The organism is Vibrio sp. L5-1 (assembly GCF_021728315.1).
GTDB lineage: Bacteria > Pseudomonadota > Gammaproteobacteria > Enterobacterales > Vibrionaceae > Vibrio > Vibrio splendidus_K.
The window spans coordinates 287,210-301,162 of the sequence record NZ_JAKKCQ010000002.1; the positions used below are offsets into that span (position 1 = coordinate 287,210).

A 13,953-nucleotide genomic window follows, 5' to 3' on the forward strand; every position below is an offset into this window, starting at 1 on the left:
ATTTCCAAATATCGAAAGTGCAAGTCACCCTTGCTTTATCGTTACGATATAACATAACAACAATGAGTTCATTTCTCCAGAACACTTCGTAATCAGGCACTAGATAGTCCTAAGTAGACACAAAAATTCAATATGGAAACGATAACTCATTGTGAAACATACACACAAAGGCCCCGCAATTGCGAGGCCTTCGTTTTTATTCAACACTGTAGTTTCGATGATTAATCTACATCGTGCTTCTTTGCAGCGAATCAAATCACGACTGCTTAACAAGCTTTCCATTATCGTCTGCGCTATCTGATGTTTTAACGCTCGGTGTCTTCGCAGGTTTCACGATTAAGCCAATCCCGACTAAGAACAGCACCGATGCGACAACTTGGGCGACTGACAGTACTTCGTCATACATAAAGTAGCCACTGATCAATGCGAAGATAGGCACTAACAAGGTTAGCGGCGCGGTCGTACTTAACGGATATTGGATCAACAACTTATTCCACACCCAGTAACCAAATAGCGTGGTTGGGTAAGCCTGAAACAACACGGCAATCGTAGTGTTCCAATCCCACTGTTCAATACCCTGCCAGATAATTTGGTCACCGTGTAACATCACGGCAAATAACACCAGTGGCAGCGGAGCAAACAGCATCCCCCACACATTAAATGCAAAAGCCTGAGTGGTTTTAGATGCCTTAACAATCACGCCCATCAAGGTCCAGCTGCATGCCGCTATCATAATCAAGATAACACCATTGAGTGTCACGTTGCCCGTTGCTGCCGAAACCAACACTGCTAACGCACACATGGCTAGCATCGCACCCATTAGTTTGCGAACGGAAGCACTCTCCTTGAACACCCACACGCCAACCGCCATGCCGATTAATACGTTGGTTGAAAGCAATACCGATGAAAGCCCGGAAGACAAACCCGCAGTAATCGACCATGAAGCCATACCCCAAATTCCCACACCGAACACAAAGCCATAACTGACTAAGTAGCGCCAAGCAACATTAGGTCTCGCCACGAAAAATATCACCGGAATCACCGCTAGCGAAAAACGCGCAGCAGTGGCCAATAATGGATGAACGTTGGTCACACCCATTTTGATCATCGAGAAATTGAACCCCCAAATTGCCATAACGAATACCGCTAACAACAAATCATTTCTTTTCATACTCACCCCTCCTTTGTTTTGAATGAGTATCCCTTGAACAATAAAACCAGTACAGATACAATTTTTATAATAAAAACCAGTACAGTTAATAACGGTCGTGACAATGAGCATCTACAGAAAGCTAGCCAATCAGTTTATCGATGAGATAGAAACCGGCAAAAGACCGGAAGGCGGACGCATGCCTTCGCTGCGTCAATTGGCCAAGCAACAGGCCATCAGCATGTCGACCGTGGTGAGCTGTTACCAAGAACTGGAATCACAAGGCTGGATACATTCTCGACCTCAAGCTGGGTATTTTGTTTCGCCACATAAACCTTCTCATTCAACCCCTGAGTGGGCACAGTTTGAAAGCAAAATATCCATCGTTAAACCAACCTCTTCGACACATAACACCACCAATGGTCCTTTGGGTGTATCCAGTACCACCAACGATGAGCAAACAACCATTGAGTTGGAACGCAGCTTTCGTCGCTCAATCAAACGGATGGGCGGCAGGCTCAACCATTACCCTGATACACAGGGCGATCCGATGCTAAGACAGGCTTTATCTACCCACTTCGCCAAGCTCGATGTGCACTTTTCACCAGAAGAAATGGTGATCACTGCTGGCTGCATGTCGGCGATTAAAGCTGCTCTTGAATCGTGTACCAAAGAAGGTGATACCATCGCTATTAGCTCGCCATGTTTCAACGGTATTCTGGAATTGCTCGGACAAATGTCGCGAAAAATCATCGAGATCCCGTCTTTGGATGATGGTGTCGACCTACAACAGTTGGAAACACATCTGAAAAACAAGCGTGTGGATGCCGCTATCTTCTGTACCTCTCATATGAACCCTCAAGGGATCAATATGTCAGCCACTCAAAAGCAGATACTGGCTGAATTAGCGAATCACTATCGAGTGCCGATCATTGAAGATGATGTGTATCTGGAGCTTTCTTATTCCTCACACACGCCACTGCCAGCAAAATACTATGACAAAGGCGGCTATGTATTATGGTGTGGATCAGTATCGAAAAGCCTGTCACCGAGCTACCGATTAGGATGGTGCTTACCAGGAAGGTACATAGACGAGTACAAGGCTCAGTTTTCTGCAGCAAGCTATGGCGTTGCCCTGCCTACTCAGCTTGCGGTTGCTGACTTTATCGAATCAGGCCAATACGCTAAACACGTTCGAAGAAGGTGTGCTCAAATCCTTTCATTACGCCAGCAATATCTAAGCTATTTGGCTCAGCATCTTCCTCAAGATGTGAAGATAAGTAACCCACAAGGTGGCATGGTGCTTTGGTTACAAATACCCAACTTGAACCAATCAACCTTTGCTCAGGCAGTTGCCGACCAGAACATTGATATCAGGCTTGGACACCTGTTCAGCACTCTCGACCTTTACAGCAATTGCTTACGCATCAATATTGGTTACTCGTTAGAGGGGAAAGCCAAGCAGCAATTAGACGACTTAATAGAACTGATTCACATTCATAGGTAATACGTGCTAATTCATAGGTAATACGTGCTAGTTAATAAACAAAGCTAGCACACCGTAGCTTTTCATAATCGACCTTTTCATAGCCATTCGAGCACCGAATTTTAATAGCCTTTTATCATAAAAAAGAAGGCCATTATTCCCATCTAAACTAGGTTAAAGCCCCGAACCGTAAGGAAATTCACTCGCCTCAAAACCCTTAAATACTGAGTTTGCAAGCACGCACAAAATTATGCAACTTGGCTAATGACACCTCACTTTTAATCGTCAATATACAACCGTCAGCGCTGGCGTTATCCTGTATTTGAAGAGAACTATTATGAGTGATAAAACCAAAAAAAAACCATTACCTTCCTTTATTGAAGAACGCTTGAACTTCTATATTCAAGACCTGATTACCCAGAACCAAAGTCAGAAACACTTGGTGTTGGGTAAACGTCCACCGTGCAACGCCGTTGTCATGCAGAGCAATGATTACCTAGCCCTGTCGCACAACAAGCAGATCCAACAAGCTCACCAAGCGGCGATCAGTGAAAACGATGACAACGTGGTGATGTCGGCCATTTTCCTGCAAGATGAAGAGTCTAAACCTGCGTTTGAAACCGAACTCGCAAGCTATGTGGGTATGGAAAGTTGTTTGCTTTCTCAATCTGGCTGGGCGGCCAACATTGGATTACTTCAAACTATCTGTCCGCCAGCTACGCCTGTGTATATCGACTTTTTTGCACACATGTCGCTGTGGGAAGGTATTCGCGCGGCTGGTGCAAAAGCCCATCCATTTATGCATAACAATATGAATCACCTGCGCAAACAGCTAGAGCGCCACGGCTCAGGCGTTATTGTGGTCGATTCGATTTACAGCACAATCGGCACCATCGCCCCACTACGCGACATCTACGAAATGGCGCAAGAGTTTGATTGTGCCGTTGTCGTTGATGAATCGCATTCACTGGGTACGCATGGAGAAAATGGTGCTGGCTTAGTTCACGCATTGGGCCTCACTAACCAAGTCGACTTTATTACCGTTAGCTTGGCTAAAACATTTGCCTATCGTGCTGGTGCTATCCTTGGGCCAAAGCAGCTTTCAGAAACCTTACCTTTTGTCGCGTATCCAGCTATTTTCAGCTCGACCGTGTTACCACAAGAGGTGGTTCGTTTAGAGAAAACATTAGAGGTCATAAAAGGTTCAGAAGACAAACGAGAAGCCTTATTCAAAAGCGCTAAATCGCTTACTACTGGCCTCAAACGGATTGGCTTTAACATCCGCAGCGAGTCTCAAATAGTGGCACTAGAGTGTGGTAGTGAAACAAACACCGAGCGAGTGCGCGACTTCCTTGAACAGCGTGATGTGTTCGGTGCTGTGTTCTGCCGCCCCGCGACGGGGAAGAACAAGAACATAATCCGATTTTCAGTGAATGCCGACATGACACCACGAGACATTGACCATGTGCTCACGGTTTGTCATGAGGCGTACCATCACCCAGAGTTAGAATTCGTATAACTCTGCCAATTCTATAACTAACACAAACGGCAGGACTGAATGGACGCTATCATGTCGCTAAGCAAAAAGAGCCCAGCATTTCGCTGAGCTCTTTCTTGTGTCTTTGTTCGCTGACAAAATGGTCGTGTGCTTCAACCTATGGCATTCACTAAATCCAGTGAGCAATTTTGTCGAACAGGCGGTTTTTATCTGCCGGTTTGACGATAAAATCTGACATGCCTGATGATTCCATTTTTTCCAATGTCACAGGAGAACTGTCACCCGTGTGAGCAATAATTGGCACTGAAGAGTATGCTTTGTTAGCGCTTCGAATTCGACGAGAAGCTTCAACACCGTCCATGATTGGCATCTCGATATCCATCAGAATTAAATCAATATCATCGCTGTCCAACGCGTCTAAGGCTTGTTGCCCATCTTCTTTCTGCACGACATCAAAACCCTGCTTTTCCAATAACATTGCGGTAAATCGGCGCAGAGATTCGTTATCATCGACCACCATAATCGTGCGCTTATTGGTAACCTCTAACGGTTTTACAGAAACTGATGGCATCACATAGTTGGAGTCGAAAAGTAAGCGTTCGATGGTCGCCTTGGTATTCAGTAACCAAACTTGTGTTTCCACCCAAATAGGTTCAAAAGCAACGTTTCGGACACGTTTAATTGGGTGACGTTCATACAAATAGATGATTCGAGCTTCAGTGAATGAAAGTAAAGATTCAATTCTATCGAGGCAACTTGCTCTTAAATCCAAGCTCTCCATGTCAACGAATATCAAATCGAATTCGAACTGGTATTCCTTCTTTTTAAGCGCTGATGCTACATCCAACACCGTGAGCTCAAACCCCATAAAACGGGCTACCTCAGTCATTTTATTGGTGAGAACTTTCTGGTCACTCACCATTAGCACAGTCTTAAGTTTAGTCAGTTCATTCTTGATTTCTTTCACCGAATGGGAAGACAAAGATGGAAAAGTCATCGTGAACTGTGTCCATTGACCCACTTCAGACTGACATTTAATTTCACCACCAAACGAGCGCATTACCTTCTGACAAAATGGCAAACCTAAGCCGTAATTACCCGATTGGCCAGTAGTATAAAAGTCCTGGAAAATGCGTCGAATCACATCATTTGAGATGCCTGACCCGTTATCGGTAACCATTATTTGATTGGCCACTTCATCACTACACATGGTGACATGAATATGAAAATCTTCAGGGCTGCGATGGTGGAATGCGTTCTTGAACAAGTTATACATCACGTACTTCAACAGAGTGTCGCTACCCAAGAAATCAAAGTTACTCTGTACGTCTAAAGAGATTGCTGATTTATCGGCTGAACGCTTGTAGTTAAAGCTGTCTATCGCACCCTCAATCACCGCTTGAGCTGAATGCTTCTTGAAGGTAGATCGAGATACTCGGTTTTCATCAATTGAAGTCAGTAACAGGTCAATCGTCTCGTTACCTGAGTGAATGATCTCCATCGCTTCATCGCCCACTTCACGTAACTGTATGACTTCTTCGTTGCTTAAAGCATATTGCCCTTTGTGCTCACCACTTTTAGGGTTCGGTAATATGGACTGCATAACATCAATAGAGGTCAACAAACCGCTCAGGGGGTTTCGCATCTCGTGCGCGATACCGGCTCCAAAAGATTTCGCCAACGACACCTTATTCTCGTGTTCCATCTGATTGCGGAAGTAGAACAAGTTACCAAATAAGTAGATAAACAAAAAGATTGGCACATGCGTCCAATCCATTGTGAGTTCTAGGTAGAAGCCTTGTGCAATCCAAGCGCACAAGGTCGCCATCCCAATACCGGCAAAAGTTTGTGCAAACATCACTCTCGTCACGTGCACTAATAAAATATGGAGGAAAATGGCAGACATGAATGACATAACCCAAACATTGGACCAATTATTCATTAGTAACATGTAGAAGAAGAAAAACGGCAAGCAGAGGGTTACGGCGACTTGATAATAAACCGGAAGGTATTTTCGCCATTCAAATGGGACACGATTGCGATAGATAATGCCGAAAAACAACACTGAGCAAAACAAGCGCAGCATTAAGTTTTCATAAGGTTGAGGGAACAAGAACTCCCACACTATGTAGTAAATTGGGAAGCCGACAAAGCCCATCCAACCCACGAGAGTAAGGTTTGGTTCTGCGTACTGATAAACTTTACGAATAGCGTTCATACGAAATTCTTTATTCTCTAAGCCCTAACGTTTACTAATTCTATGGTTTGATTTTTATTCTTATATTTTGGCGTCGATTATATTACAAATCACCTCCGATCAGTGAGGTTTCAATCAAATATGTATCAACGCTTTTGTTTTAATTATTGACTTAGATGAATGAAGTCTCAGTTTTATACTTTAATTCAGACACTAAACCTGAGTTCCTAAGGTTTGTCCGCTAGCGCTTACACCAATTACCCCTCTTACTTACCATTATGTCACTGTAACGCGATGCATCTTTCTTGGGGTATCGCCGTAATCAATCACCGCGTAATGCTGCGTTACCCTGTTATCCCAAATAGCCATTGTTCCCTTGTCCCATTTGAAACGAACGTGAAACTCAGGGCGTCTCGCAATTTCGAACAGTTGGTTAAGTAAAACATCACTCTCTTGTCGGTCGAGCTCATTGATATAACGAGTAAACTGTTCATTGATATAGAGCGTCTCTTTACCCGTTTCAGGGTGAGCTTGAACAACCGAGTGAATCACTGGTGGATTTTCTTGAGCCGTTTTGATTAACGACTTGTGCCAATCAAGCTCAATCTGATCCGACTCTATACCTTCAAAAGCCACCAGCGAATGAGTCGCAGATAAGCTCCTCAGCTTTGCTTTCATGTCTTCATCTAATGAATCAAATACAGCAGTCATCGAACACCAAATCGTGTCTCCTCCCACATTTGGGACATGCTGAGCATGCAACAGAGAAGCTTTCGACGGCAATTCGCGCCATGTTAGATCCGTATGCCAATAACTTTCCATCGGAGCATTGCCACGCGTTGTTTCTATCACGCTCACCTGAGGTACATGCTCGACGCGAGGAAAAAACGGGTGCGCCGGTTCAAGCTTTCCAAATCGCTCTGCAATCATCAAATGCTGTTCTGACGAAAGGGTTTGATAATCCAGAAAAATCACTTGATGGGTTAGAAGCGCCTGATAAACCTCATCAAGTTCAGTCGCACTGCATGTCGCGAGATTGACTCCATGAATACGAGCACCGATGTGAGGGGTAATGGGTTCGATTTTCAACATAAATTCGCTTATTGATGATGTGACATTTCAGAGTCAATTTAGATACTGACTATTAAACCGGACAATGGCGGTTTTTCTTTCAATCCTACTCAACATAAAATGGCTTTACTTGGAAAACAAAAAAAGAGCCCCTAAACTGGCGCTCTTTTCGTTTTTTGATACTTCCTGTATCCGTAGACAAGTCCAATCTGTAGTACCTTCACCGAAAGCCAGATCATCGATATCTCCAGTTGTGTATCAACTTAAATCTAGCACACAATCTTCAAGCTTTTCTGAGATACAACCGAGATAATGAACTTAGTGCCACTCCATCTCACCGCTTAACACTTTAGCACCCAGTTCTAGGTCGCCTTCCGTTGCCTTAAATTGCGGGTAAGCTGTCTTCATGTAATCACTGATATCTACAGACGTTGGATTGCTTGTGCTTGCTAACGCCTTTTCAATATCAGCCACGTAATCCAATGTAAATTGAACGCCATTAGTACCCGTTGGCATTTCACCTAAGTAGTGACCCGGAATGACAACTTCAGGCTCAAGTTCTTTCATACGCTCTAATGATTGTGCCCACTGGCTACGAATCTCGTTCGATGCAGTATCTGCCATCCATACATGCACGCCGCTATAAACCGACACGCCACCAAACACCGTTTTTTCAGATGGAACCCACAGATAAGCTTGGTGTGTATTGATTTCTCTCACTTCGATAGTTTCACCTTCGATGCTCAGCGTGGTGTCGTTAAGCACGGTTGGAACAATGACTTTAGACGGTGCGCTGTCTTCTAAGATTGGGCCCCAGTATTCGAGCTTTGCATCTTTAGTGCGTTTGATATGTGCAACAACCGCTTCACTAGCTACGATCTCGACGTTTGGAAACGCCGCCACAACCGGTTCTAAGCCAAAGTAGAAATCTGGGTCGCCGCTGCTGATGTAAACCATCGACAACTCTTTGCCAGTCGCTTTGATTTGATCCACCAGCTTTTGCCCATCTACGACGCTAAATTGCGCATCAAACAAAATCACGTCCTTCTCACCAGCCACCAACACAGAGCTTGCGGGGAATATCGCGTTTTCACCCGGATTGTAATGAGTGATGTTTAGTTCAGCAGCAGAGACAACACTCGATGCTGCCAACATTGCTCCTAGGCTCATCGTTCCTAAAAGCGCGGTTCTCGATAGAAGGATTTTAGATAACTTTTTCATAGCTTGATTCCGTTATTTCGAGCTGAACGCCTGCCAACTCATTGAGTGTGCAAACATCTTATTTGATTGGATTTAGATGAAATAGACATCAAATTAACTTTCACTGTTGCGATTTTCGGACATATACTAATTTTCCGGTAGCTATTAGATTCAAAAATCATTGGGTAATTAGAACAATGGATAAACTCGAGGCAATGAACGTCTTTGTCACCATCGTTGAACGTGGCAGTTTGAGTGCAGCAGCAGAGCACCTTGAGCTCTCTCGAACCAAAGTCACTCGCTATTTGGGGGAACTCGAAAGCTGGATGGACACACGCTTGCTTCATAGAACCACTCGAAGCTTGAGCTTAACCAGTGCAGGGAAAGAAACACTAGAAGTCGCAAGAGAATTGCTTGCCCTTGAAGCGTCGTTAGCGGGTATTCGAAACCAAAGCCGCGAACACTTAAAAGGCCAACTGCGTATTACCGCCAGTTACTCCATTGTCGATAGTTTCCTGATGGGCGTGATCAGCCGCTTCATCGCTAAATGGCCAGAGGTCTCAATTGATATCGTTTCTACTGATCAAACAGTCAATCTTGTTGAATCACGCATCGATTTGGCAATTCGCATTACCAACGAACTGACGCCCAATATTGTCGCTAAGCAGCTAGGTGAATGTCGCTCGGTGATTTGCGCATCTCCTCAATATCTAAAAGAGAAAGGTACGCCATCAAACGCACAAGATTTAGCGCACCACAACTGTCTGTCATTCAGTTACTTTGGCAAAACCGCGTGGACGTTTAATGGTCCTAATGGATTGGAATCTGTGCCGATTAAAGGAAATATCAGTGCCAACACCTCTGAGGTATTGTTGTCTGCCACACTTAAAGGCAATGGGATCAGCATATTGCCCTTCCCTTCCGTCGAAGGCTTGATACAAGATGGTCTTTTAGTGTCATTACTTCCTGAGTGGCAACCTAAAACACTCGGAGTACACGCTGTTTACGGAACCCGAAAGCAAGTCACTCCGCTGTTAAGAGCCTTTATCGATCATTTATCTAGCGAGATGGAGCAATCTGCAAGCTGGTAGATAAACTCTCTCATTAACGATACTGATGTGGAATAAGTATTATTAATTTTACTTATGCGGAGCTAAATTCTATCTTGGCTGCATTATCCAACACCATAAACCAACGCGATTACGCAGGGAAAAAGACGATGACCGCCATTACCGATTTAGACATTTTGTTAAAGTCCATGTCACCAGAACTCATTGAAGGCAACTATGTTTTCTGTACTGTCGATGGAGCGTTGGCAGACTATATTCAACTCGAGCCAATCGCGACCTTTCGAGAAAGAGAAGGGTTAACTTTGGTGCTGACAGAAAAAGTGGCGACTCAAGCGCAGTTAAGTTTCGACGGTGTGTTTAGCATGATCACTTTATCGGTACACTCCAGTCTTGAAGCAGTTGGATTAACAGCAGCTTTTGCCACCAAGCTAGGCTCATACGGCATTAGCGCCAACGTGATTGCTGGTTATTACCATGACCATATCTTCGTTCAAAAAGACAAAGCTGAAGCCGCCATGAGTGCGCTTAGAGAGTTTTCAGAAGCGAGCTAACAAAAGTGCGTTCTTCAGACACAAAAAAAGCGACGTAATCTACGTCGCTTTGGCTTATTGCTTACCGATTACTTACTGATCAGGCATCAGTGAATGAAACCGTTAAGCAAGCTTAAAAGTCGCCACTTTGTCGCTTAAACCAGCGGCTTGGCTTTTAAGTTCGTTCGACTCAGTTAAGCTGTCCTGCGCGCCCACAACTAAGTGGTCGGTAACATCTTTAATGGTCGTCACATTCTGGGTAATTTCACCCGTCACGTGTGTTTGCTCTTCAGCAGCCGTGGCGATTTGAGTCGCCATATCGCTAATCAAAGCAACGGCAGTATTGATCTCTTCAAGCGCATGCGAAGCTCTGTCGGCATCTTCTACGGAATGTATTGCCAGTTTAGAACTGCTCTCCATAAGCTCAACGGCTTGAGTCGTTGTGCGCTGTAGAATATCGATCGTCGATTTGATCTCTTCTGTTGAAGAGTGAGTACGCTGTGAAAGCACACGTACTTCGTCAGCTACTACCGCAAAACCACGGCCTTGCTCGCCCGCACGAGCCGCTTCAATTGCCGCATTTAACGCAAGTAAGTTGGTTTGCTCTGCAATGCCTTGGATTGTCGCTAGCACCGTTGAGATCTCTTGAGCGTGCTTGTTAAGTTCGCTAATCACATTGCCCGCTTCGTTCACTTCATTGGCCAAGTTATTGATTGAGCCTTTAGTGTCGACAACCAGAGCGTGACCACTGTTAGTACTTGCCGCTGAATCTTGCGCAGCTTTCGCAGTTTGCTCGGCATGCGATGCAATCTCTTGAGTTGCACAAGCCATTTCCGTTACCGCTGTCGCCACCATCGTGATTTCTTGCTGCTGGTGGTTTAGCTCATCCACAGAACGATTTGCACGCTGAGCACTTTGCTCCGACTGGCTGTTTAGCTGTTCTGATTGTCCACGGATATGACCAATCAACTGCTGTAAACTGCCAACAAAGGTATTGAAGTTATGAGCCAGCTCACCGACTTCATCTTGGTTTTCAACATGAATTCGTTGAGTTAAATCACCGCTACCATTGGCGATTTGTGCCAAGGCTTGAGATACATGATTAAGCGGACGAAATAGAATCGTACACAGCAGATTGAACAATATGGTACATACAATCACAACCAATAATGTCACCAACACTTGACCGATCACCGCATCGAATAGCGGCGCCACCAAAGAGTCATGATTAACCACGCTGATGGTAATCAGGTTTGTGCCATCAATCGCTCGTGCATACAGAACATAGTCACTGCCGTTTAAATCTATCGAAGTGTCTTTCCCGCTTACCAACGCCTTTTGTACATCGGAGAAATTTAACCCAAGCGAGCTGATATTCTCATTCAGTAGCTTAGTATCTGCGTGCGTGTAAACCGTGCCTTTATTGGTCGCGATGAACATATAACCTTCACCCGGAAGGATTACCTTTTCAAGGCTATTAAGGATGTCGGTAATTTCTACGTCTGCACCCAACACGACCTGCTGACCGTGTAATTGCATTGCGGTACCCAGCGACACAACGTTAGCACCCGTTGCGGCCGCAACCGTTGGGTTGTCCATGAATACCTTACTTGGGTTAGCAACCGCATTGGTGTACCAACCCCATAGGCGTGGATCATCATTGCCCGGTGGCAACACAACACCATTGGCATTCTTTTGTGAACCATCAGGGAATGCCAGGAAGACATTATCAAAAGAGGCCGAGTCACGAACCTGTTTTAGATGAGTCACCAAGCTGTCTTGCTTGGACTCTTTCGAAAGAGAAGTAAGCGCACGCTCTTTGGATAAGATCCAATCCGATACATATTGATTGTACGAAGCCGATGCGCCCTCTAAGCGCTGTTCAACTTCAATATCCAACCTTTGCAGTGAAGCACGAAAAGAAAGGGCCTCAACCAAAATCCCCCCCAGGATGATGGCCATACTAGCTGATATCGCTAGCTTATTTTTAAGCGAGAGTTTCTTGAACATAGGAAACCTATAATTTGGAAGTAAAAAACCGTGGCGACAAATTTGTTACCAAGACGGTTGCAAGCTGAATATATTTTACGCTTTAAAATAAATAATAGAACCAATCAGAGGATTGAATTATTGATATGTGTGAACGAGGGCACGTACAGTGGCATATTCATGGAGTAAATAGCCCGCCACTCCTCAATAAATCATTTCTGACAATCTCTCGTGGGGATGACTTATCGAATGCGTTCTATTTTCTCAGTACGCTTGATACATCAAATAAAAAAGGACCCAACGTATGACGTTCAGTCCTCTTTATTCCTACTGACATTGACTAAATATAATTTCTTGTCTGGTCAATATTAATATCCGAACACTTAGATTACTTATTGAAAACTAATAACCTCTACAAATTGAGACTTTAAATAGGTGAGGTGTTGAAAAATTCACTTTCTAGCTTTTGATTTTTCTTTCACCAAATAGCTTCGGTTTGAATGAACCTAGTACTAACTCTGCAAGCAGCGGAAGCGCATTAGACATACCGATCAGCTCTTCAATTTTAGCTTTGTCTAGGTACGCTTGGCTTACCTTTCCTTGAGGTATTGATGCTTTAGCAAGCTCTACCATTTCAGGCATCATCGGCACCAAGAACACGAATGCATTGACGCTCAAAAACGCTAACATCACAAGTTTCATTTTTAACCAGTTAGGCTTCTGTTTTGTAGAAAAGTAACAATATAAATCAGCAAACAACTTTAATGCTAACCCTGGTAAAATCAGAATATATGCACTCAACTCTTTATAAGTACCAACATGGTAAGCCGTTTCGGCAGTTTCGTGGCCTAGCGTAGCGCCGATTACAATGTGAGAAAAAATACCGCCCACATACATGATGGTGCCGATTTCGTTTAGAAAATTGATCAATCGATTATTCATACTGTCCGCTTTTATATTTGTTTGCTTGTCTGTCTATTTATCTGAGTATCTGAGTATCTGAGTATCTGAGTAAGTTTGGTGCTGTTATCAATAATTAGGGTTATTCGTTAATAATCAGCACTCAATCAGCAACTATTATTTGTTATTCGTCAAAGAAAGCTTGTAACCCAAATATTGAACATTCACATCAGCATACCCCAACGTAACAGCTTCAAATTGGTGACTTAGCTCTTTTGCATGCTGCGCATCCTTAGCAATAAAAGAAACCGAATACACAGGTCGAACAACATTGTTCTCAAGTTTTTGCGTATCAAGATATGAGGATGTCACAAGCCCAGCTTGGTTGAGACTGATCACTCTTTGTAAATCAATGCTAAGCACACGATCTATTTCAAGGGCTTCAATTCCCTGCTTCCATGTAATTGTGACGCCGTAGTTATTGTAGTCTGGCGTATTGTCTAACCACTTTGAGCCTAGCGGAATAATTTTGGCAATTTTAACCAAATCTTTCTTATAAAGAGGTAGGTGAGCCAATTTGGCTTGGACCTGTTGTGAGTCATTCGCTTCAATAACAAAACGCAATAACTGCACCGAACGGCTATCAATCTCACTATGCGATACATACATATCTTTTATCTCGCCTTGGTCAATCAGCTTACTGAATTCAGCTTTTTGTTCCGGCATATTGTCGAGGACTTGTTCTAAGTTGTTTGTATTCCACTCCAGTTCAACGGCATAGTCTGCTGCGCTGGTAAAGGTAGAAAATAAGATTGAAGCTGCAAATGCGATAAATGTAATAGTTTTCATGTTTTGTTCCTTT

At 43.9% G+C, this 13,953-nt stretch carries 11 protein-coding genes; 4 read left to right on the plus strand and 7 right to left on the minus strand.

Features of this window, described 5'->3' with window-relative positions:
- Window positions 1-256: 256 nt before the first annotated feature.
- Complete coding sequence (locus L3V35_RS08035) at window positions 257-1,171, minus strand: EamA family transporter (RefSeq protein ID WP_065205396.1); 915 nt, start codon at window positions 1,169-1,171, stop codon at window positions 257-259.
- 103 nt (window positions 1,172-1,274) lie between these two features.
- Between L3V35_RS08035 and L3V35_RS08040 the strand changes: the two genes are divergently transcribed.
- Both L3V35_RS08040 and cqsA read left to right on the plus strand, forming a co-directional pair.
- Complete coding sequence (locus L3V35_RS08040) at window positions 1,275-2,657, plus strand: PLP-dependent aminotransferase family protein (RefSeq protein WP_237299232.1); 1,383 nt, start codon at window positions 1,275-1,277, stop codon at window positions 2,655-2,657.
- Window positions 2,658-2,973: 316 nt separating this feature from the next.
- Window positions 2,974-4,155, plus strand: a complete 1,182-nt coding sequence (cqsA, locus tag L3V35_RS08045) for an alpha-hydroxyketone-type quorum-sensing autoinducer synthase (RefSeq protein ID WP_237299234.1) — start codon at window positions 2,974-2,976, stop codon at window positions 4,153-4,155.
- Window positions 4,156-4,303: 148 nt separating this feature from the next.
- Here cqsA and L3V35_RS08050 read toward each other — a convergent pair whose 3' ends face one another.
- The 3 genes from L3V35_RS08050 to L3V35_RS08060 form a co-directional block, all read right to left on the minus strand.
- Window positions 4,304-6,352: a hybrid sensor histidine kinase/response regulator gene (locus L3V35_RS08050; RefSeq protein ID WP_237290576.1), complete on the minus strand. Its 2,049-nt coding sequence runs from the start codon at window positions 6,350-6,352 to the stop codon at window positions 4,304-4,306.
- 255 nt (window positions 6,353-6,607) lie between these two features.
- On the minus strand, window positions 6,608-7,423 hold the full coding sequence (locus tag L3V35_RS08055) for a TauD/TfdA family dioxygenase (RefSeq protein WP_237299236.1): 816 nt from the start codon (window positions 7,421-7,423) through the stop codon (window positions 6,608-6,610).
- A gap of 297 nt (window positions 7,424-7,720) precedes the next feature.
- On the minus strand, window positions 7,721-8,623 hold the full coding sequence (locus L3V35_RS08060) for a Vmh family MBL fold metallo-hydrolase (RefSeq protein WP_237299238.1): 903 nt from the start codon (window positions 8,621-8,623) through the stop codon (window positions 7,721-7,723).
- 176 nt (window positions 8,624-8,799) lie between these two features.
- Here L3V35_RS08060 and L3V35_RS08065 point away from each other — a divergent pair, with 176 nt between their 5' ends.
- A complete protein-coding gene (locus tag L3V35_RS08065; RefSeq protein ID WP_237299240.1) occupies window positions 8,800-9,693 on the plus strand; it encodes a LysR family transcriptional regulator in 894 nt (297 codons plus the stop codon).
- Window positions 9,694-9,821: 128 nt separating this feature from the next.
- Window positions 9,822-10,223 (plus strand): ACT domain-containing protein, encoded by a 402-nt coding sequence (locus L3V35_RS08070; protein WP_237299241.1) that lies wholly within the window; start codon window positions 9,822-9,824, stop codon window positions 10,221-10,223.
- Between the two features lie 102 nt (window positions 10,224-10,325).
- Here L3V35_RS08070 and L3V35_RS08075 read toward each other — a convergent pair whose 3' ends face one another.
- From L3V35_RS08075 to L3V35_RS08085, 3 genes are all read right to left on the minus strand, one after another.
- Entirely contained in the window at window positions 10,326-12,212 is a 1,887-nt protein-coding gene (locus L3V35_RS08075; RefSeq protein WP_237299243.1) for a methyl-accepting chemotaxis protein, read from the minus strand.
- Window positions 12,213-12,650: 438 nt separating this feature from the next.
- Window positions 12,651-13,133 carry a hypothetical protein gene (locus tag L3V35_RS08080; RefSeq protein ID WP_054546489.1) on the minus strand — a complete coding sequence of 161 codons (483 nt, stop codon included), beginning with the start codon at window positions 13,131-13,133 and terminating at the stop codon, window positions 12,651-12,653.
- Between the two features lie 135 nt (window positions 13,134-13,268).
- Window positions 13,269-13,940, minus strand: coding sequence for a hypothetical protein (locus L3V35_RS08085; RefSeq protein WP_237299245.1), 672 nt, complete (start codon window positions 13,938-13,940; stop codon window positions 13,269-13,271).
- Between the last annotated feature and the right edge of the window lie 13 nt (window positions 13,941-13,953).